We start from the raw sequence: 18,690 nt of genomic DNA, 5'->3' as shown, positions 1-18,690 counted from the left end.
ATGGTCAAACTCGGCATCAACATCCCGAACTTCAGCACCTCGCCGCGCGAGATGCGCGACTGGGTGCGGTTCGCCCAGGACCACGGCTTCACGCTGGCGATGATGTCCGACCACGTGGCCGTCACCCCGCAGGTGGCCGACCTCTACCCGCCGCCGTTCTACGACCCGTTCACCACCCTCGGCTGGGTGGCCGGGTACGCCGAGGGGCTCGAGCTCGGCACGACCGTCACGATCCTGCCGTACCGCCACCCACTGCTCACCGCCTCGATGGCGGCCGCGCTCCACGACTTCACCGACGGGCACTTCGTGCTCGGCGTCGCCGCCGGCTGGGCCGCCGACGAGTTCGACGCGCTGGGGCTCGACTTCGACGCCCGCGGACGGATGTCGGAGGAGTACGTGGCCGCGATCCGCGCCGCGCTCCGCGACGAGGTCACGTCGGCGAGCGGCGAGTTCGTCGGTTACCGGGACGTCGCGACCGGGGCCGCCCGCCACACTCCGATCTGGATCGGTGGTACCGCGCCCGCGGTGCTGCGCCGGGCGGTGGCGCACGGCGACGCCTGGCATCCGAACAACGCTCCGCTGGACTGGCTGCGTGACGTCGGTCTCCCGAAGACGCAGGGGGTCGCGTTCTGTCCCCGGATGCGTGCTCGGGTCACGGCGCACGACTCCGCACCCGATCGTGCGCCCGGCACCGGCAGCCTCGACCAGGTCGCGGCCGATTTCCGCACGCTGATCGAACTGGGCGCGGAGTACGTCGTCCTGGACTCCAACCCCGACCACCCCCGCGACCGCCTTCCGGCCGCCGAGGACTTCCGCACGCTCGCCGCGCTCGCCGACCGGCTCATCGGGGGGCGGTGAGCAGCGGCCGGAGCGCCAGAGCGGCCAGCACCACGACGACGAGCACCTGCACGGCCTCGTTGCTGACCGCGCCCGAGGTCGTCAGTACTCCGGTCAGCGGGGCCAGGATCATGTTGTTGCCCGCGTGCGCCAGACAGGCCGGCCAGACGCTGCCGCTGCGCTCACGCAGCCAGGCCAGCAGCACCTCCTGGCACATGATCCACGCGGTCCAGCCGGCCAGGCCGAACAGCACGTTCCGGTACTGGCCGTAGTCGGTGAAGACCAGCGGGTAGTGCCAGATCGCCGCCACCAGACCGGCCGCCAGCGCGGCGACGCGCGGGCGGCCGGGGGCGATGCGCACCAGCAGATAGCCGGTCCACCCGAACTCCTCGCCCCAGAACAGCGGGGTCGTGACCAGCGCCAGCAGGCCGAGCACGAGCGGCACCGCCCAGACCGGCACGCCGGGGACCACGTCGCCGAGGCCCGGTTCCCACTGGCCCGACGTGGCCGCGACCGCCAGCACGACCGCGGCCACGCCCAGCGGAGCGAGCCAGGCCAGCAGGTAGTAGGGCCAGGCCGCCCGGAGCCGCGGGCGGGCGCCGGCGTCGGCGAAGCCCTCGCGGCTGATCCAGCGCCGCACCACCACCGCCGCGACGGCCGGCGCGAACCCGCCCGGGATCTGCACGAGCGGGTTCACCAGCGAGAGGTCGAACACGAAGTAGGCGAGCGCACCCCAGCCCCAGGCGATACCGAACGCGAGGAGCAGGAACGGCCAGATCGTCGTACGTCGTGTCATCGATCCAGCACATCAAGGCCGACCGCCCCGGGCAGGACGGCAGAGCCCCGGATCCGACGTAGAGCTGGCTCTACGTCGGATCCGGGTTCGGCGGGGTGCGAGGCTCACTTGCCTCGCAGGCTCGCCAGCACCTTCGCCGGAACCGGCTGGCCGAGCATCTGGCACGTGGTCACCGCGTCGGCACCGAAGACGAGGGTCTCGTAGTAGCGCGTGACGCCGGCGTTCTCGGTGGCCTCGAGCGGCTCACCGGTCGCGTCGGTGACCGCGGTGCGCCGGCCGTCCTCGGTGGCCACTGCCGTGCTGTGGTGTCCCATCGTGTCGCCACCGTGGCCCCACACCGTGCCGCACGGCGAGTCGGTCTTGAACAGGCCGAGGCCGTAGCCGCCCTTGATCGGGAAGGCCGCGGGCAGCGGAACCGTCGTCTTCATCTGCGTGAGCTGGGCCTGCGAGAACAGCTTGCCCTGCAGCACACCGGAGAAGAACGTGGAGAGATCGTCGGCCGTGGTGACGATCGCACCCGCGGCGCCGCCCCAGCTGCCGATCGGCCAGTCGGACGTGTCGGTGTAGACCGGCTTGCCACTGGCGAACTCGATCGCGTACCCGTGCGCGAACCCGTCCCCGGTGTCGGTCGCCCGCGGGTCGGCGTAGTAGGTGTCCTCCAGCCCCAGCGGGCCGGCGATGCGCTCCTGCACCAGCGTGGCCATCGACTTGCCGGTCTGCTTCTGCAGGATCATCCCGAGCAGCGTGTAGTTCGTGTTCGAGTACTGCCAGCCCTGGCCCGGCGCGAAGTAGGGCTGGTGCTTGAACGCGATCTTCAGCAGTTCGGCGTCGGTGTAGACGTGCTGGGGGTTCTTGGCCATACCGGCGAAGAAGTTCTCGTCGCCGGTGTAGCTGAACAGGCCGCTGGTGTGGTTGAGCAGCCGCCGGACGGTGATGTTCTTGCCGTTCGGCACCACTCCCGGCAGGTACTTCTCGACCGGGGCGTCGAGGCTGACCCGGCCCCGGTCGACCTGCTGCAGGGTGAGCACCGACGTGAACGTCTTGGTGTTGCTGCCGGCCTCGAACTGGTCGGTGGCCTTGATGCGGCGGCCGGTCGACCGGTCCGCGACGCCACGCGCCAGCGTGTAGACCTGGCGGCCGTTGTCGATCCGGGCCAGGTACCCGGGCGGGCCGGCCTCGAGCACGTGCTGGGCCACCTCGCGCTGCAGTGCGTCGTCGACCCCGGGCCCGCCGGTGGCCGACGCGGGGCTGGTCGCGACGCCGGTCAGCGCGGCCGCCGCGGCCAGCACGAGCGCCGTCTTCCCGAAGATGTTCGCCGTGTTCGTCATGGCTCAATCCTGGCGAGACGGCCGCCGGCGAACATTGCCGCCAACTGGTCAGCCGAGGTAGCGCCTGCACTACCCCAGCGAGCCGAGCCAGGCCTGCCACGCCTCGATCTCGGCCGACCGGTCGCGGCCGTCGAAGTAGTGCGCGGTCGCGAACACCATGCCGGTGTAGCCGTGGATCAGCACGTAGATCGCGTCGCCGGTGCGCATGCCGACGAAGCTGGTCGAGTGCACGAACTCGACGACGCCGTCGACCGGCTCGATGCCGGGCACGCTGAGCCGGGCCGGCTGCCCGTCCGCCGCGTCGAGGCCGGCGCCGACGGCCGCGGTCATCGCCGCCCACGGGCCCTCGGCGACCGGCCCGGGCAGGAACGTCGAGTGCTCCGCCGTGCGGGGCGCGAAGTGCTCGAGGTACACCGCGAGCTTGCTCAGGTACGCCTGGTCGCCGACCGAGAGCCCGTTGTACTCGGCCTCCCAGTCGTCACCGAGCGCGCCGCTGTGGACGAAACGCACGACGGTGCCACCTCCGTCGCGTGACTCGATCAGCCACTCGAACGCCGTGAACGTGCCGTCCGGGTTCTTGTCCTCCTCGGTCGCGTACCGGCGCCCCGGCTCCCAGGCGGTGATGTTCGCGGTCGACGTGGCGCCGAACATGTCGAACGTGCTGGTCTTGCTGTCGCTGTCGACCACGGTGCGGCCCATGAGCCAGGAGTCGACACCCGGCCCGGTCGTGATCGCGTCCCAGACCTGTTCCGGGGTGGCGTCCACAGTGATCTCGCCGTGGATTTCGAAGGGGTGGCTCATGACTTGTCTCCGCCTTCCGTGAGGCTCGGGTGCACCGCGATGACGACGCGGTGCCCTCGCCCGGTTTCCGAGTGGTACTTGCTGACCAGTTCGGCGAGCGACGAGGTCAGCTCGCCGAGGAACGCGGCCCGATCGGCCGGCGTGGCGAACCGCACCTCGGCGTCGAGGCCGAACGTGCCCAGTGGTTTGTTGGCCCGCGCCGCCCCGTTGATGAGCGCGCCGGTCTCACGCACCAGCCGGGCGGCGAGCGCGAGCAGCCACCGCGCCGACAACCGGTCGGGCGACCGGGCCGGATCGGGGGCGACCGCCGCGAGCGCGGCCGGGGAGATGACGTAGGCGGCGGCCGACGCGCGCACGACGCGCTCGGTCATGTTGCCTTTGCGCCGCTCCTCCACGAGCTCGACGAGCCCGTGCTGCTCGAGCGTCTTGACGTGGTAGTTGACCTTCTGGCGGGCCAGCCCGAGGCGGGCGGCGAGCGTGGTGGCGGTGTGGGGTTCCGCGAGTTCGGCGAGGATCCGGGCCCGGATCGGATCGAGCGAAGCTTCCGCCGCGGCGGCGTCCTCGATCACGGCGATGTCCTGCATGGGCCCAGCGTCGTACCGAAAAATATTTTTGTCAAGGAGGATATTATCTTCGGTGGCTGACCGACAGTGATGAGCGGGGCGGTGCTGGTGCTGCGGTCGTGGTCGGGTACGTCGCCGCCGGCTTCGGGGCGCTGGCCGCCGTGATGGCACCGGTGCTGCTCGGGCCGTCCGCCGCGGAGCAGGCGGCCGCGGCCGAGGAGACGGCACGCCCGCTGGCCGAACGGAACCGCCTCGCCCGCGAGCGGCACGATCCGATCGGGCACACGCTCACCGCGGCCACGCTGCAGGACGCCGCGGCCCAGCGGGTGTTCGACACCGACCCGGCGGGCGCTGGCGACTATCGAGGAGACGAGCCGGAGCGCGGTGGCCGATCTGGACCACGCGCTCGGCGCCCTCCGCGGCGACGAGGCCACGCACGCACCGGAGCTCACCCGAGTTACCGCGCCGGTGCGCCGACGTCCGGGCCGGCGGCGTCGACGACGGACGTCCGGATGCCGGGTGTCGACGGGCTGCAGGCCACCCGCCTGCTGCTGTCCCCGCTCGGTGGCCCCGCCGCGTGTCCTGGTCGTCGCCACGTTCGAGAACGACGACTAGGTGTACGACGCCCGGCGGATCGTCGCGAGCTCGACGTCCTCCGCCTGCTCGCGACCGGGCGGTCCAACGCGGAGATCGGTCGTGAGCTGGGCGTCGGCGTCGAGACCGTGGAGCCCGGTCCCGCGAGCCTGGATCACATGGTGCTGATCTCTCTGGCCGGCGAAGCGTTGATCCGGGTGTACTGGCTGTGGTCGGACGTCGCCGAAGGCCGGGCGGTGTTCCGCACGCTCTTCGTGTTCGTCGGGTGGGGGCTGGCGCTGGCCGTCACGGCCCACCGCGCCACCCGGGCCACGGCATGGGCGCGCGAGGCGGCGTCGTACGGCACGATGACCGGGTGCGGATCGACGACTTCGTGGACGTGCTGCGTCGTGACGGTGAGGCGCTGGGCCGGGCGGCCGAGCGGGCCGGCCCGGACGCCCCGGTGCCGACCTGTCCCGGCTGGCAGGTGCGTGACCTGCTCGCCCACGTCGGCGGAGTGCACCGGTGGGCCGCCGCCCTGGTCGCCACGCAGCGGCCCGAGCCGTTCGGCGCGGACGAGGAGAAGCGGTTCTTCGCCGCCCCGGCCGACGACACGCTGCTCGGCTGGTTCCGCGAGGGGCACCGCGACCTCGTCCGCACCCTCACCGACGCCGAGCCGACGATCCACTGCTGGACGTTCCTCACCGCGCCCTCGCCGCTGGCGTTCTGGGCCCGGCGCCAGGCGCATGAGACCGCGATCCACCGCGCCGACGCCGAGGCCGCCGGCGCGTCGATCCCGGACTGGGAGCCGGCGTTCGCCGCCGACGGCATCGACGAACTGCTCCACGGTTTCCTCGCCCGCCGTCCCGGCCGGATCACCGCCGACCCGGCCGTGACGCTCTCGCTGGCCGCCGACGACGTCGACGCGGCCTGGACCGTGCACCTCGCCCCCGCCGGTCTCCGCGTCGTCCCCGGCGACCACCCCGCCACGCTGCGCCTCACCGGTCCGGCGACCGACCTCTACCGGCTGCTGTGGAACCGCGCCGGGACCGAACGGCTCACGGTGGACGGTGACCCCGGCGTGCTCGACACGTGGCGCCGCCGGGCCACGGTCAACTGGACGTAAGGGGTTCGTAAGGGTCGTGGCGCCGCGGCCACCCCTAGCCTGGGAACCATGTTCGCGAGACCGCTGACGTGGGTGCTCATCCCGGTGCTGCTGGCCGCTGCGGGCTTCGGCCTGTACTGGTTCCAACCGTGGCGCCTGGCCACGAACACCACGGTCGCCGACGAGGTACCGGTGGTGCCGGCACCCGCGCCCACGGCGAGCGCGTCGGCGAGCGCCCCGCCGGTCGGCAACCGGCTGGTGGCCACCGGCACGTTCGTCACCCACGAGCACGACACCTCCGGCCGAGTCCAGCTGATCGAACGCCCCGGCGGCACGCACCAGCTCGTCCTGCTCGGGCTGCGGACCTCCGACGGACCGGACCTGCGGGTCTGGCTCACCGACCAGGCCGTCCGCCCGGGGCGGGCCGGCTGGCACGTCTTCGACGACGGCCGCTACCTGGAGGTGGCGGCGCTGCGCGGCAACCGCGGCAACCAGGTGTACGACCTGCCCGCGACGACCGATGTGGAGGGTCTGCGCAGCGTCACGATCTGGTGCAAGCGCTTCTCGGTGTCGTTCGGCGCCGCCGAGCTCACCCTCGCCTGAGATCGGCGCGGTCGAGCGCGCGGAGCGCCCAGGTCATCACCTGGGCGTACACCTCGCCGCGGACGCCGGGCGGCCGGCTCAGGTTCCGCAGGCGCTGCCGGGCGACGGTCTGCGGGTCGGTGTACTTCAGCAGGCCGTGGGAGCCGTGCCGGGTCCCGGTGCCGGAGGCGCCCCACCCGCCCATCGGCGCGTCGACGGAACCCCAGGCGGCGGCGTACCCCTCGTTGAGGTTGACGTTGCCGCTGTGCAGGCGCGACGCCAGTCGTCGGCCGCGGGCGCGGTCGCGGGTCCAGACGGAGGCGCTGAGCCCGTACTCGCTCCGGTTGGCCCGCTCGACGGCGTCGTCGTCGCCGTCGACCCGGTAGAGCGAGACGACCGGGCCGAACGTCTCCTCGGCGGACACGGCCATGGCCGGGGTGACGCCAGTGAGCACGGTGGGCTCGTAGAAGGTCGGGCCCAGGTCGGGGCGGGCCCGGCCCCCGGTCAGCACGGTGGCGCCGTGCGCGACCGCGTCGTCGACGTGCCGCTGGACGGTTCCGAGCTGGCGCGTCGACATCAGCGGCCCCAGGTCGTAGGACCAGTCGAGCCCGGAGCCCAGCCGCAGGCCACGCACGGCGTCGACGAACCGCGGGACGAAGTCGTCCCAGACGTTCGTGTCGACGTAGAGCCGCTCGGTGGAGATGCACAGCTGGCCCGAGTTGGCGAAGCAGGAGCGCACCGCGCCGGGTACGGCCCGGTCCAGGTCGGCGTCGGCGCAGATCAGCAGGGCGTTCTTGCCGCCGAGCTCCATCGAGAAGTCGGTGAGGCGCTCGGCGGCGCCGGCCGCGAGGAGACGTCCGACCCGGGTGCTGCCGGTGAACATCACGTAGTCGACGCAGCTGACCACGGCCTCGCCGAGTTCGGCCCCGATGCCGGTGACCACGGTGAACACGTCGTCGGGCAGCCCGGCCTCGGTCAGCAGTTCCTTGGCCAGCAGGCACGAGAACGGCGTCAGGTGATCGGGTTTGGCCAGCACCGCGTTGCCGGCGAGCAGCGCGGGCAGCGCGTCGGAGATGCCCAGGGCGAGCGGATAGTTCCAGGGCGAGAGGACACCCACCAGGCCCTTGGGGTGGCGGGCCTCGTGGGTGACGGTCAGGCCCGGGATGGCGCCCCGTCGCCGGCGGGTGCGCAGCAGACCGGGGCCGACGGTGGCGTAGTACCGGCTGACCTGGGCGACGTCGAGCACCTCCTCGAACGCGTCCGCCCGTGACTTCCCGGACTCCCGCTGGATGACGTCGAGGATCTCGGCCCGACGCGTCAGCACCAGCCGTCCGAAGCGGCGGACGACGTGCGCGCGGTCCCGGACCGGCACCTGGCTCCACGTCCGCTGGGCGGCACGGGCGCGGGCGGCGGCCGGAGCGACGTCCTCGGGGCGGGCGCGGGCGATGTCACCGATCCGCTCCCCGTCCACCGGGCAGTGGACGGCGATGCGGCCGCGGTCGCCGGGCACGGCGGCGAGCGCGGAGAGCCGGGCGGTCACGCGTCGCCGTCCCGGAGCGCGCCGGCGGTCACGTTGCGGACGACGGTGGGCAGGCCGCGTGCGAGCGTCCCGCCGAGCAGGAGCGCGTAGATCCGGTGCAGCGGACCGTCGAGGACGACGCCGTGCGTGGTGCGTGTTCCGCCCGCGGCCGGTGCCATGTCGTGGGTGATCGCGAGGGTGGCCAGCGGCAGCCGGATGGTGAAGTCCATCGCCCGGCCGGGTTCCACGCGGGTGAACTCGATCGTCTGCGCCGGAACGCCGTGGGTCTTGACCACACCGGTGGCTCCCTCGACCAGCGCGCCGTCGAAGCGGGCCCACTCGACGCCGGGGTCGTCGACGTGCCAGTAGCCGGCGGTGGTCCAGCGGGTCCAGAGCTGGGCCGGGGTGGCGGTGGTCAGCTCGCTGTGGTGGTGGCTCCAGGTCATCGGACGGCCTCCAGCGTGAGTGCGACGGTGACTTCCCTGGCCGCGCGCTCCCCGGCGGAGACCGCGCCGTCCAGGTGACCGGCCCAGCGGGTCGCGGTCTCGGTGCCGGCCCAGTGGATCGGGCCGACCGGCTCGGTCAGCCGGGCGTGCAGCGCGCCGGAGGCACCGGGGCCCGGCGCCGCGGTGGGGCCGCCACCGAGCCAGTCCTCCTCGGCCCAGCGGTGGTCGGTGTAGCCGAGCGGCCGGAGCGCGCGTTCCCCGAACAGGTCGGCCAGGGCCGACAGCGCGCGGATACGGCGCTCGGCGGCGTCGACGGCGTCCCAGTCGCGGGCGTAGTCCCCACCGACGAACCCGAGGAGAACACCACGGGACGCGTCGCGAGGGCTGGCGTCGAACGTGATGAAGACCGGTCCCTCGTCGGAGACGGCCATGCCGCTCAGACCATCACCCCGCCAGAACGGCGTGTCGTAGACCGCGTACACCTTGGACAGGATCCCGGGCGACCAGCGCTGGGCGAGCCGGCGGTGCGCCGAGGGCAGCTCCGGAGCGAACCGGATCCGCCGCCGCAGGGCCGGTGGGACCGCGACGATCACCCGGCGGGCGGTGGTCGGGCCGTCGTCGGTGGAGACGGTGACGCCGTCACCGGACCGGTCGATCCGCAGCACCGGCGAGCCGAGCCGGACCGTGCCGTCGCCGAGCGCGTCGGCCACCCGGACCGCCACCTCGTGGGCGCCCTCGACGAAGTGCTGCTCGACCGCGCCACCGCGGGTCCCGAGCAGCGCGTCGAGGCCGCCGGCCTGGGCGACGTAGTGCAGCGCGTAGAGGAGCGAGAGCTCGGACGGCTCACATCCCCACGAGGTGCGGCTGACCACGGCCATCAGGTCGTGCGTGCCTCGGCCGGCGCGCTTGGCGGTGAGCCAGGATCCGAGCGTCCGGGCGTCGAGGCCGGCCGCGTCGGGCGCGTCGCCGGGGCGGCCGACCGGGACCTTGCGGCTCAGCCGCTCCAGCGCGGACCGCACCCGGACCAGGTCGAGGAGACCGGCCACGCCCAGCGGTGGGACGAGGCCGCGGTAACGCCTGCGGTCCTTGCGCCACAGCAGCAGGTTGTCGCCGGAGTCGTACGTCGGGTGGCGGGCGACGCCGACCTCGTCGGCCAGCGCGAGGATCCGCTCCTGGCCGGGACCGACGAACGTGCCGCCGAGATCCACCACGGCGCCGGCGACGGTGGCGGAACGGACCCGGCCGCCCACCCGGTCCTGCGCCTCGAACACCCGGACACGAAGGCCGCGCTGCTGCAGAGCGCGTGCGGCGGTGAGGCCGGACAGACCGGCACCCACCACGACGACGTCGACGTCGGTCATGCTGGTTCTCCTCAGGGGACGGAAGGGCGGAGCCGGCGTGCGACGGGCAGCACCAGCAGGAGCGCGAGCGCGGGGGCGACGAACCCGAAGCGGAGCGCCGCGCCGGTGCCGAGCAGGCCGGGGACGACCGAGCCGGCGACGGCACCGGCGTAGTTGAAGACGTTGACGCGGGCGATCACCTCGTCGCTCCGGGCCGGGAGCAGTTGGCCGGCCGCGGCGAAGGCGATCGGCACCACCGCGCCGACGGCCAGCCCGGCGACGGCGAACCCGACCACCGCCACCGCCGCGGTCGGCCCGAGCACGATCAGCGCGCACCCGGTCGCTCCGCCGAGCAGCGCCGCCACCGCCACCGCGCGCCGGCCCCAGCGCAGTACCGCGGGGTCGGTCGCGAGCCGGGTGAGCAGGACCGTCGCCTGGTAGACCGCGTAGGCGACCGGTGCGAGCACGGCCGAGGCACGCAGGCCGTCGGAGAGGTAGATCGTGCTCCACGTCGACACCGCGGAGTCGAGGACGTAGGCGACGAGCACGAGCGACCCGACCGCCCAGATCGCCGTCCGCGGCAGCGGCGCCCGCGCTTTCGCGCCGGTGTCCCGGGCGGGAACGGTCGGCAGCAGCCACCTCCGGCCGGCCGCCGCCAGCCCGAGCTGGACGAACGCGACGGCGCCGACGAGCGTCAACGCCGAGACGTGCAGGGCGGCCACGGCCGCGGACAGGAGCGCGCCGAGAACACTCCCGACGGTGAAGACCGAGTACAGGCGGCCGAGCATCGGCACCCCGGCGCGCGCCTGCAGCGCGACGGCCTGCATGTTGCTGCCGGCGTCGACCGTGCCCAGCCCCAGCCCGTACAGCGCGACCGCGGCCAGGTAGACCGGCAGGTGGTGGGCCAGGCTGATCCCCGCCAGCGCGACGCACTGCACACCGAACCCGACGCACAGCGCGGTCCGGCTCCCGCGGCGCACCGCGATCGTGTCGGCCAGCCCGGAGCCGAGCGCGGCGGCCACGCAGACCCCGAGCAGGATCGCGGCGACCACGGCGTCGTGAAGGCCCATCCGGTCCTTCGCGGCCGGCAGCGCGGTGACGACCGCGGCGTACCCCACGCCCTGGGCGGCGTACGCGGCCGACACCATCAGCGTGGCCGGCTTCACCGGACCGGCAGCCGATCCGCGGTCGCCGCGAAGGCCACCACGTCGTCCAGGGTGTACGAGCCGGCGTCGGTGCCGAGGCCACCGGCCACCTGGGCCGCGGTCGCGCAGCCGAGCTCGGCCGACGCACGCGGGTGCCCGATCGACCGGCCGCGCAGGAAGCCGGCGCTGAACGCGTCACCGCATCCGCTGGTGTCGACGACCCGCGTGGCGTAGGCGGGAACGTCGAGGACCCCGTCGTCGGTGACCACCGACGCACCACGCGCTCCCCGGGTGACCGCGACGCAGGCGGCGCCCAGCTCCACCAGGGCCCGGGCGCCGTCGGCCGGGTCGGACGCGCCGGTGAAGCCCCGGACCTGCTCGTCGCTGGGGAGCAGGTAGTCGGTGTAGGGCAGGGCGGCCGCGATCCACTCCAGCAGCCAGGGTTCGCCGGGCGCCAGCACGTCGACCGACGTCGTGGCGCCCCGCTCGTGGGCGCGACGCAACAGCCGGGCCGCCGCGTCGCCGCCGAGGAACTCCGGGCCACCCAGGTGCAGGTGGGTCAGGCCGTCGAGCTGCTGGTCGGAGACGTCGTCGACGGTGAACGCCCCGTTGGCCCCGATGCAGTGCCAGGCCGGGCGGGCGCCGTCGGGCCGGATCGGCAACACCGAGGCCGACGTCTGGTGGCCGTCGGTGCGCACCAGCCCGCCGGTGTCGATCCCCTCGCGGGACAGCAGCGCGACGAGGGTGTCGCCGAGCGCGTCGGCGCCGATCGCCCCGATGCTGCGGACGTCGGCCCCGAGGCGGGCCGCGACCAGCGCGGTGCCCCCGGCGGTACCGGCGGCGCTGAGCCGGATCGTCTCGACGAGCTGCCCGCCACCGTGCTCGGGGATCGACTCGATCCCGATCACCAGGTGATCGAGGACGTGAACGCCGACGCAGCCGATCCTCATCCGTACTCCTCCCCGTCGATGCGCGAACGTGGGAGAACGTAAGAACAAAACCGCTGGTCGATGTGCGTCGCACGACGCTTGTGGCAACATTGCCCCCCGTCGTGGCGCGAAGACCTACCTGGCGAGGACGGAGCCCGTGGAGGACCGGACGCTCTCGCGGGCCACCATCCCGCCCGGGGTGCTCACCGGCCTGCTCGATGTCGCCGACCAGCACCAGGTGGCCACCGGCGCCTGGTTCGCCGGCACCGGGCTGGACCGGGCCCGGCTGGAGGAGCCCGGCACGCTGGTGTCCTACCGGCAGGCGATCACCGTGATCCGCCGCGCGCTGGCCACGCTGCCCGCCGGGCCGCTCGGCCTGCTGATCGGCAACCGGGACCCGCTGCTCACCTGGGGGCCGCTCGGGATCGCCATGCGCTCGGCCGCCACCGTCGCCGAGGCCATCCGCGTCGCGCTCGACTACCACCAGGGTTCGGGCACGCTCGTCGACTTCTTCAGCACCCACACCGGCGACGAGACCGTCGTCGAGCTCGTACCCCGCACCCGCGAGCCGGACCTGCTGGTGTTCCTCACCGAGGAGGCGTTCGCCGGAATCGTGACGCTGATCCGGCTGACGTTCGGCGCGTCGTCCGGGCCGGCGGCCGCGCACCTGTCCTACCCACCGCCGCCGTGGGCGTCGGCGTACGCGCGGCTCTGGCGCTTCCCGGTCACGTTCGACAGCGACCGCACGACGCTGACGCTCCCCCGCACCCTCGAGACGCGACGCATCCCCACCGCGAACGCGACCCACTTCGAGGCCGCGCTCAGCGCGACGCGGGCGCTGCTCGACCCGGAGCCGGTCGACGCGCTCGTCGCCGCCGTCGAGGGCGCGCTCCGCGCCGACCTCCGCCGCCGGAAAACCGCGACGCAGGTCGCGGCCGAACTCGGCGTCAGCCCCCGCACCCTCCACCGCCGGCTGGCCGACGCCGGGCACAGCTTCGGCGCGATCCAGGACGGGGTGCGACGCCGCCACGCGGACACGTTGCTGACGAACACCCGCCGGTCGATCACGGAGATCGCGGCCGAGCTCGGTTACCACGATCCCCGCGAGTTCCGCCGGGCCTACAAGCGCTGGACGGACACGACCCCGAGCCAGGTCCGCCGCGACCGCAGCGGCTGACCGTCAGGCCAGGTCGGCGATCGCGTCGGTGATCACCGCGGCGACCTCGGCCGGGTGCGAGTGCATGACCAGGTGCGGCGCGTCGATCTCGACGACACCGCGCAGCCCGGCCCGCTGGTAGCCGAAGCGCTCGACGTCCGGGTTGATCGTGTGGTCGGCGGTCGACACGATCCCCCACGCCGGCTTGGACTTCCACGCCACGTCGGTCGCACCCTCACCGAACGCGATCGCCGAGAGCGGCCGCTGCGAGTGCGCGAGCACCTCGGCGGTCCTCGGGTCGACACCGGCGGCGAAGATCGCGGGGAACGCGTCGATCTTCACCGAGACGTCGGTGCCGTCCGTGCCGTCCGGCAGCGTGTAGGGCTCGTACACCAGGTTGGCGGCCAGGTCGGAGTCGGGGAAACCGCCCTGGAGCTGGCCGAGGCTCTCGCCCTCCGTCAACGCGTACCCGGAGACGTACACGAGGCCGACCACGTTCTCGGCCACGCCGGCGACGGTGATCACGGCGCCGCCGTAGGAGTGCCCGGCGAGCAGCACCGGGCCGTCGATCTGCTCGACGAAGCGTTTGATGTACGCGGCGTCGCCGGACAGGCTGCGGTTGAACACCGGCGGCACCCGGACGTCGTACCCGGCGTCGAGCAGCAGCCGGGTCACCGGTGCCCAGCTCGCGGAGTCGGCGAACGCGCCGTGGACGAGAACGATCGTGGGACCGGGCATGGGAACTCCTACGGGTCGGCGGGACCGGTTCGACCCGAATGCTGCTGCGTCCGGCCCGGACCACGCATCCGTCGATTTACTGCGTCTCGCACGGCGGTTCACTACGTCGGACATGTGTGCACACGATCGTGCGATGTGCCCGGCGGCGGAGGCGCCGACAGTACGGTCATGACAGTCGTAGCCCGAGAGACCGCGCCGGCGCCCCTGGGCCGGGAAGCCGAGCTGGACCGCCTGCGTGGCCTGGTGGACGCGGCCGGCGGCGCGGCGCTCTCGGTGCGCGGCGGACCCGGGACCGGCAAGACCCTCCTGCTCGACCTCGTCGCCGCGTACGCCGAGCGGGGTGGCCCGCGGGTCCTGCGCGTCGCCGGGTGCCGACCGGAGTTCGCGCTGGCGTGGGGCGGCCTGCACCGGTTGCTGCGTCCGCTGCTGGCCGGCGCGAACGCTCTCCCGGCCGCGCTGAGCACGGCGTTCGGCGGGGCGGCGGCCGATCCGTTCCTGGTGGCGCTGGCCACGCTGGACCTGCTCTCCGCGGCCGGGCGCGACGAGCCGCTGCTGCTCCTGGTCGACGACGCCCAGTGGCTGGACGAGGAGACGCTCGGCGCACTGGCGTACGTCGCCCGGCGGCTGGACGGCGAGCCGGTCGGGCTGGTGGTGGCCCGCCGGTCGAGCCCGGAGCCGCGGTCCGGGCTCGACTGGCCGGAGCTGCGACTGGGGCCGCTCCCGGCCGAGCTCGCCGTCCGCCTGCTGGCCGAGGAGCACCCGGACGCGCCGGCGGTCCTGCGCGAACGCTGGCTGCGTGAGGCGGCCGGGAACCCACTGGCCCTGCGTGAGCTGCCGCGCAGCCGCGGCGCCCGCACCGACCAGCTCGACGGCGTACCGCTCACCCCGCGGCTGGCCGACGCCTTCGCCAGCGAACTGTTCGGGCTCCGGCCCTCGACCAGGGCACTGCTCCTGCTGCTGGCCGCCGACGCCGGCGGCACGCTGGCCGAGCTGCTGGCCGCGGGCGCGCGGTTCACCGGGCGTCCAGTGGAGCCGGCCGAGCTGCTGCCCGCGCTCGACGGCGGCCTGGTCACGCTCACCGCCGGGCGGCCGGCGTTCACCCAGCCGCTGCTGCGCTGGGCGATCTACGCCGACGCGTCCCGGGCCGACCGGTACCGCGCCCACCAGGCCTTCGTCCAGGTCCTCGAGCCGCACGCCGACGACGGCACCGGCATCGACCGGCGCGTCTACCACCGGGCCGCGATCGCCTCCGGACCCGACGCCGCGCTCGCCGACGCGCTGGACACCGTGGCGGAACAGGTGCGCCGGCGCGGCCGCGTCGCGCTGGCCGCACGGTGCTACGAGGCCGCCGCCGGGCTCTCCGCCGACCCGGAGCACCGCGGCCGCCGGCTGGTGGACGCCGCCGTTCTCGCCGATCAGCTCGGTGACCGCGACGACGCTCTGCGCACCGCCGACCTGGCCGACGCGCTGCCGCTCGCACCGGCCGACCAGCAGCGGGTGCGACTGCTCCGCCTGGCCCAGGAGCCGACGCCGCCCGCACCCGCCGTGGTCCGCGACGCCGCCCGCCACGCCGCGGACGCCGCACCGGAGGCGGCCAGCTCGCTGCTGCTCACGGTGGCCGAACACAGCCGCTGGACCGATCCGGGCCGCCGAGCCCGGGAGGCACTGCGAGCCGCCGCCGGCCGGCTGCCGGTCGCCGAGCGGCTCGCGGTCGAGGCGCTCGCCGCACCGGAGGCCACCGCCCGGCGCCTCACCGAGCTCCTGACCGACCTGCCGGTGGCGGACGAGGGGCCCACCCCCGGCGACCGCAACCGGCTGCTCGGTACCGCGGCCGCCGCGGTCGGTCAGTTCGCGCTCGCGGTTCCGCTGCTCACCGAGGCCGCCCGCCGGTTCAAGGCGCAGCACCGGCAGAGCATGCTCGCCGAGGCACTCACCGAGCGCGCCTGGGCGCACGTCCAGCTCCGGCAGTGGTCGGCGGCGCTCGACGACGCCACCGAGGCCGGCCGGCTGGCCCGGCGGACCGGCCGTCCACGGTGCTCCGCGTCGAGCGCGCTGGCCGAAGCGGTGGTCGGGGGCGTGCGCGGTGGCACCGAGCCCGCGCTGGCGTCGATCGACCGGGTGGAGCACGTCGTCCAGCCGCACGGCGCCGGGCGGCTGCTCGCCCAGGTGCAGGTGGCCCGGGGCCTGACGCTGCTGACGGCCGGGCAGTACAGCGAGGCCGTCGACGCCTTCCTCCGGCTCCTCACCGCCGGCGACCCGGCCTGCTCGGCGCTGGCCGGGAGCTGGGTGATCGGCGACCTGGCCGAGGCGTCGGTGCGTGCCGGGCGGACCGACGAGGTGCAGCCGCTGATCGAGCGGGTCGAGGTCACGGCGGAACGCACCGGGAGCCCGCGGGCCCGGATGGCGTTGCTCTACGCCCGGCCGCTGCTCGCCGCGGACGACACCGCGGAGGCACTGTTCCGGACCGCGTTGAGCAGCGAACACGTGACCGGTCCGTTCACCAGGAGCCGCCTGCAGCTCAGCTACGGCGAATGGTTGCGGCGACGCCGCCGGGTGTCCGACGCCCGGCACCAGCTGGCCGCGGCGCACGCCGCGTTCACCGCGCTGGGGCTGCCGCTCTGGGCCGACCGGGCCCGGGCCGAGCTGCTCGGCTCCGGCATCCGTGGCGACGCGCCCCCGTCGGCCGGGCTGACCGACCTGACCGCCGCCGAACTGCAGATCGCCCGCCTGGCCGCGAGCGGCAAGTCCAACCGCCAGATCGGCGAGCAGCTGTTCCTCTCCCACCGGACGGTCAGCTCGCACCTGTACCGGATCTACCCGAAGCTCCGGATCTCCTCCCGCGCCCAGCTGCACGAGGTACTGGCCCGCCTCGATCCGCCCACAGAGGACTCGGCCTGACCGTGGACGGCGGGTCAGAGCTCGTCGTCGGCGGCGAGTTGCAGCAGTTCCACGCGGGAGTGCACGCCCAGCTTGGCGAACGCACGCCGCAACCGGGCGTTCACCGTGTGCGGCGAGCACCGCAGCTGCGCGGCCGCCTCCCGGTTGGTCACGCCCGCGACGACCAGCTCGACGACCCGACGCTCGGCGGCGGTGAGCGGCTGTCCGCTGCCGGCCGCCCGGGGACGGCGGACACCGGCCTGCTCCAGCAGCGCCGCGGCGGCGTCCAGCCGGGCCGGGTCGGCGCCGCGGCGGGCAGCGTCCTCCCAGGCCGCGGCGAGGTCCAGGCGGCGGGAGGTTTCGCGGTAGAGCGCGGCCGCGGTGAGCAGCCCGGCCGGATCGTCCTCGAGCAGGCCGCGGGCGTGCGTCGCGGCCGCGGCCAGCAGCGTGAACCGCGGGTTGCGCTCGGCGCGCCGCTCGGCCAGCTCGACCGCCAGCGCGGCCTCCCGGGTCGCGCCGGCGGCCAGTGCCAGCCGGACGTACCGGGGCTGGTCGGCCGGGTCGAAGAGCACACCGGCGGGCAGGTCGATGCCGGTGAAGAGCTCGCCGGTGGCGGCCAGCGTCACGGCGCGTCGTGGGTCGTCGGCGCTCAGGGCGGCGAGCCACGCGCCGACCAGGCCGAACGCGGCGTGGCCGGTCGCCGCGGACGAGGCCGCCGTGGCCACCGCACGCTCGTAGCCGGCCCGATCGCCCGACCGGAGCGCGAGCCGACCGGCGGCGTCCAGCACCGCCGCGTCCACCGGGTCGGCCGGGTCGAGGCCGGGGATGGGCTGCGCGCGGGCCTCGGTCAGCCGGCCGGCGTCCCAGAGCAGGCGGAACCGCACCTTCTGCCAGAGCCGCTCGCCGTCACCGCGGTCGCGCACCTCGGTGAGCGCCGACTCGGCCCAGCCGACGCCGCCGTAGAACAACGCCCTGGCGGCGCCGGGAAGGCCGCGGCCCGCGTCCGGAGCGGCGGTGAGTTCGGCGTCGAGCCGGGTGAGCGTCTGCTCCCAGTCGAAGCGCCGGTAGGCCTCCGTGATGGCCGGCGGAATCACCGGACGGCCGGCCGTCGGCGGCGCACCGGCCAGCGCGTCGCGCAGCACGGCCTGCCGGAACTCCAGCGGGCCGTCCCGGTCGACCAGCAGCGCGGCCGCGGTCAGCTCGGCCACCGGGCCCCACAGCGCGGCCGGTGGTCGACGCAACGCCTGGGCCAGGTCGCCCACCCGGAAGCGCCGCGGCAGGGTCGCGGCCACCTCGAGCGTGGCCCTGGCCGACGGCGAGAGCTGCTCCACCCGGGCCTCGACCAGCCCACGCATCCGCTCCGGACGGCGGTCCCCGGCCAGCCGGGCGACGCCACCCGAGGTCGTCAGCGAGTCCCGGAGCGCGTCGACGACACCGACGAGCAGGCCCGGGTCGCCGCCGCTCCGCTCGGCCAGCGCCGCCACCTCGTCGTCGAACGGGCCGACCAGGTCACGCAGGATCGCGCGCATCGCGTCGATGGGCAGCGGGGCGAGCGTGAGTTCGGTGCCGGACGCGGCCAGGGCGGCCAGCGTGGCGCGGGCGTCCGGCGACGACGGGCGGGGGTCGGAGGCCAGCAGCCAGAGGATCGGCGCGGTGGCGGGCCGGCGCCGGAGGGCACGCAGGGTGGCCCCGTCCCTGGTGTGCAGGTCGTCCAGCGCCACCAGCAGTGGCTGTTCGCCCATGGGAGTGGCGGGCAGCTCGGTCAGCGGCGTGACGCCGTGCTCGGGTGCCCTGGCGACGGCGTCCGCGAGCAGCGCGGTCCGGCCGGAGCCGCGGGGGCCGACGACCAGGATCGTGTCGCCGCTGCCCCGGCCGACGGCGGCCAGCGCCGCCGTGATCAGCCCGATCTCCGCGGCTCGGCCGTGCAGTGCGGGCACGTCACTCCTGACTCCGGT

Annotated in this window: 18 protein-coding genes and 2 pseudogenes; 8 read left to right on the top strand and 12 right to left on the bottom strand. The window is 74.6% G+C overall.

Annotated features, from left to right (window positions below; all coding sequences use genetic code 11):
* The gene (locus ABD437_RS30115; RefSeq protein WP_344652318.1) at positions 1 to 858 is read left to right on the top strand and encodes an LLM class flavin-dependent oxidoreductase; all 858 of its coding nucleotides are present in this window, start codon (positions 1 to 3) and stop codon (positions 856 to 858) included.
* Here the strand turns inward: ABD437_RS30115 and ABD437_RS30110 are convergent.
* From ABD437_RS30110 to ABD437_RS30095, 4 genes are all read right to left on the bottom strand, one after another.
* A complete protein-coding gene (locus tag ABD437_RS30110; RefSeq protein ID WP_344652317.1) occupies positions 842 to 1,633 on the bottom strand; it encodes a CPBP family glutamic-type intramembrane protease in 792 nt (263 codons plus the stop codon). The genes ABD437_RS30115 and ABD437_RS30110 overlap by 17 nt on opposite strands.
* A 104-nt stretch (positions 1,634 to 1,737) precedes the next feature.
* On the bottom strand, positions 1,738 to 2,961 hold the full coding sequence (locus ABD437_RS30105) for a serine hydrolase domain-containing protein (RefSeq protein ID WP_344652316.1): 1,224 nt from the start codon (positions 2,959 to 2,961) through the stop codon (positions 1,738 to 1,740).
* Positions 2,962 to 3,030: 69 nt separating this feature from the next.
* Positions 3,031 to 3,762, bottom strand: a complete 732-nt coding sequence (locus ABD437_RS30100; protein ID WP_344652315.1) for an SRPBCC family protein — start codon at positions 3,760 to 3,762, stop codon at positions 3,031 to 3,033.
* Entirely contained in the window at positions 3,759 to 4,346 is a 588-nt protein-coding gene (locus tag ABD437_RS30095; protein WP_344652314.1) for an ArsR/SmtB family transcription factor, read from the bottom strand. Before ABD437_RS30095 ends, ABD437_RS30100 begins: the two co-directional genes overlap by 4 nt.
* Before the next feature lie 143 nt (positions 4,347 to 4,489).
* On the opposite strand from ABD437_RS30095, the pseudogene ABD437_RS30090 reads away from it, so the two are divergent.
* The 3 genes and pseudogenes from ABD437_RS30090 to ABD437_RS43120 all read left to right on the top strand — a co-directional run.
* Positions 4,490 to 4,624, top strand: a pseudogene (locus ABD437_RS30090) (histidine kinase); the annotation flags it as partial.
* Positions 4,625 to 4,709: 85 nt separating this feature from the next.
* Complete coding sequence (locus tag ABD437_RS30085; protein WP_344652313.1) at positions 4,710 to 4,940, top strand: hypothetical protein; 231 nt, start codon at positions 4,710 to 4,712, stop codon at positions 4,938 to 4,940.
* Positions 4,874 to 5,011, top strand: a pseudogene (locus tag ABD437_RS43120) (hypothetical protein); the annotation flags it as partial. The gene ABD437_RS30085 and the pseudogene ABD437_RS43120, both read left to right, overlap by 67 nt.
* Before the next feature lie 62 nt (positions 5,012 to 5,073).
* On the opposite strand, the gene ABD437_RS30075 reads toward ABD437_RS43120, so the two are convergent.
* Positions 5,074 to 5,265: a hypothetical protein gene (locus ABD437_RS30075; RefSeq protein ID WP_344652311.1), complete on the bottom strand. Its 192-nt coding sequence runs from the start codon at positions 5,263 to 5,265 to the stop codon at positions 5,074 to 5,076.
* A gap of 9 nt (positions 5,266 to 5,274) precedes the next feature.
* Here ABD437_RS30075 and ABD437_RS30070 point away from each other — a divergent pair, with 9 nt between their 5' ends.
* Both ABD437_RS30070 and ABD437_RS30065 read left to right on the top strand, forming a co-directional pair.
* A complete protein-coding gene (locus ABD437_RS30070; RefSeq protein ID WP_344652310.1) occupies positions 5,275 to 6,024 on the top strand; it encodes a maleylpyruvate isomerase family mycothiol-dependent enzyme in 750 nt (249 codons plus the stop codon).
* A gap of 48 nt (positions 6,025 to 6,072) precedes the next feature.
* On the top strand, positions 6,073 to 6,606 hold the full coding sequence (locus ABD437_RS30065; protein WP_344652309.1) for a DM13 domain-containing protein: 534 nt from the start codon (positions 6,073 to 6,075) through the stop codon (positions 6,604 to 6,606).
* On the opposite strand, the gene ABD437_RS30060 is transcribed toward ABD437_RS30065, so the two are convergent.
* From ABD437_RS30060 to ABD437_RS30040, 5 genes are read right to left on the bottom strand one after another with little or no spacing between them, the layout of a single operon-like run.
* Positions 6,593 to 8,125: a succinic semialdehyde dehydrogenase gene (locus ABD437_RS30060; RefSeq protein WP_344652308.1), complete on the bottom strand. Its 1,533-nt coding sequence runs from the start codon at positions 8,123 to 8,125 to the stop codon at positions 6,593 to 6,595. The genes ABD437_RS30065 and ABD437_RS30060 overlap by 14 nt on opposite strands.
* A complete protein-coding gene (locus tag ABD437_RS30055; RefSeq protein ID WP_344652307.1) occupies positions 8,122 to 8,550 on the bottom strand; it encodes an SRPBCC family protein in 429 nt (142 codons plus the stop codon). Before ABD437_RS30055 ends, ABD437_RS30060 begins: the two co-directional genes overlap by 4 nt.
* Entirely contained in the window at positions 8,547 to 9,911 is a 1,365-nt protein-coding gene (locus ABD437_RS30050) for a flavin monoamine oxidase family protein (protein WP_344652306.1), read from the bottom strand. Before ABD437_RS30050 ends, ABD437_RS30055 begins: the two co-directional genes overlap by 4 nt.
* 11 nt (positions 9,912 to 9,922) lie before the next feature.
* Positions 9,923 to 11,056, bottom strand: coding sequence for an MFS transporter (locus tag ABD437_RS30045; protein ID WP_344652305.1), 1,134 nt, complete (start codon positions 11,054 to 11,056; stop codon positions 9,923 to 9,925).
* Positions 11,053 to 11,985 (bottom strand): carbohydrate kinase family protein, encoded by a 933-nt coding sequence (locus ABD437_RS30040; RefSeq protein ID WP_344652304.1) that lies wholly within the window; start codon positions 11,983 to 11,985, stop codon positions 11,053 to 11,055. The genes ABD437_RS30045 and ABD437_RS30040 overlap by 4 nt, the downstream gene beginning before the upstream one ends.
* Before the next feature lie 136 nt (positions 11,986 to 12,121).
* Between ABD437_RS30040 and ABD437_RS30035 the strand changes: the two genes are divergently transcribed.
* Positions 12,122 to 13,141 carry an AraC family transcriptional regulator gene (locus tag ABD437_RS30035; protein ID WP_344652303.1) on the top strand — a complete coding sequence of 340 codons (1,020 nt, stop codon included), beginning with the start codon at positions 12,122 to 12,124 and terminating at the stop codon, positions 13,139 to 13,141.
* Positions 13,142 to 13,144: 3 nt separating this feature from the next.
* Here ABD437_RS30035 and ABD437_RS30030 read toward each other — a convergent pair whose 3' ends face one another.
* Positions 13,145 to 13,858 (bottom strand): alpha/beta fold hydrolase, encoded by a 714-nt coding sequence (locus ABD437_RS30030; protein ID WP_344652302.1) that lies wholly within the window; start codon positions 13,856 to 13,858, stop codon positions 13,145 to 13,147.
* A gap of 168 nt (positions 13,859 to 14,026) precedes the next feature.
* Here ABD437_RS30030 and ABD437_RS30025 point away from each other — a divergent pair, with 168 nt between their 5' ends.
* Complete coding sequence (locus ABD437_RS30025) at positions 14,027 to 16,756, top strand: AAA family ATPase (RefSeq protein ID WP_344652301.1); 2,730 nt, start codon at positions 14,027 to 14,029, stop codon at positions 16,754 to 16,756.
* Between the two features lie 14 nt (positions 16,757 to 16,770).
* Here the strand turns inward: ABD437_RS30025 and ABD437_RS30020 are convergent, their stop codons facing one another.
* Positions 16,771 to 18,672 (bottom strand): helix-turn-helix transcriptional regulator, encoded by a 1,902-nt coding sequence (locus tag ABD437_RS30020; protein ID WP_344652300.1) that lies wholly within the window; start codon positions 18,670 to 18,672, stop codon positions 16,771 to 16,773.
* Between the last annotated feature and the right edge of the window lie 18 nt (positions 18,673 to 18,690).

This window comes from Cryptosporangium japonicum, from assembly GCF_039524755.1.
Classification (GTDB): Bacteria; Actinomycetota; Actinomycetes; order Mycobacteriales; family Cryptosporangiaceae; genus Cryptosporangium; species Cryptosporangium japonicum.
The sequence above is the reverse complement of the archived record's forward strand: the minus strand, read 5'-3'. Positions and strand labels throughout refer to the sequence as shown.

What these genes read in the sequence shown, in the direction of transcription:
- ABD437_RS30115 (WP_344652318.1), top strand. Translation starts at nt 1, where the DNA reads ATGGTCAAACTCGGCATCAACATCCCGAACTTCAGCACCTCGCCGCGC.
- ABD437_RS30110 (WP_344652317.1), bottom strand. Translation starts at nt 1,633, where the DNA reads ATGACACGACGTACGACGATCTGGCCGTTCCTGCTCCTCGCGTTCGGT.
- ABD437_RS30105 (WP_344652316.1), bottom strand. Translation starts at nt 2,961, where the DNA reads ATGACGAACACGGCGAACATCTTCGGGAAGACGGCGCTCGTGCTGGCC.
- ABD437_RS30100 (WP_344652315.1), bottom strand. Translation starts at nt 3,762, where the DNA reads ATGAGCCACCCCTTCGAAATCCACGGCGAGATCACTGTGGACGCCACC.
- ABD437_RS30095 (WP_344652314.1), bottom strand. Translation starts at nt 4,346, where the DNA reads ATGCAGGACATCGCCGTGATCGAGGACGCCGCCGCGGCGGAAGCTTCG.
- ABD437_RS30065 (WP_344652309.1), top strand. Translation starts at nt 6,073, where the DNA reads ATGTTCGCGAGACCGCTGACGTGGGTGCTCATCCCGGTGCTGCTGGCC.
- ABD437_RS30055 (WP_344652307.1), bottom strand. Translation starts at nt 8,550, where the DNA reads ATGACCTGGAGCCACCACCACAGCGAGCTGACCACCGCCACCCCGGCC.
- ABD437_RS30050 (WP_344652306.1), bottom strand. Translation starts at nt 9,911, where the DNA reads ATGACCGACGTCGACGTCGTCGTGGTGGGTGCCGGTCTGTCCGGCCTC.
- ABD437_RS30040 (WP_344652304.1), bottom strand. Translation starts at nt 11,985, where the DNA reads ATGAGGATCGGCTGCGTCGGCGTTCACGTCCTCGATCACCTGGTGATC.
- ABD437_RS30030 (WP_344652302.1), bottom strand. Translation starts at nt 13,858, where the DNA reads ATGCCCGGTCCCACGATCGTTCTCGTCCACGGCGCGTTCGCCGACTCC.
- ABD437_RS30025 (WP_344652301.1), top strand. Translation starts at nt 14,027, where the DNA reads ATGACAGTCGTAGCCCGAGAGACCGCGCCGGCGCCCCTGGGCCGGGAA.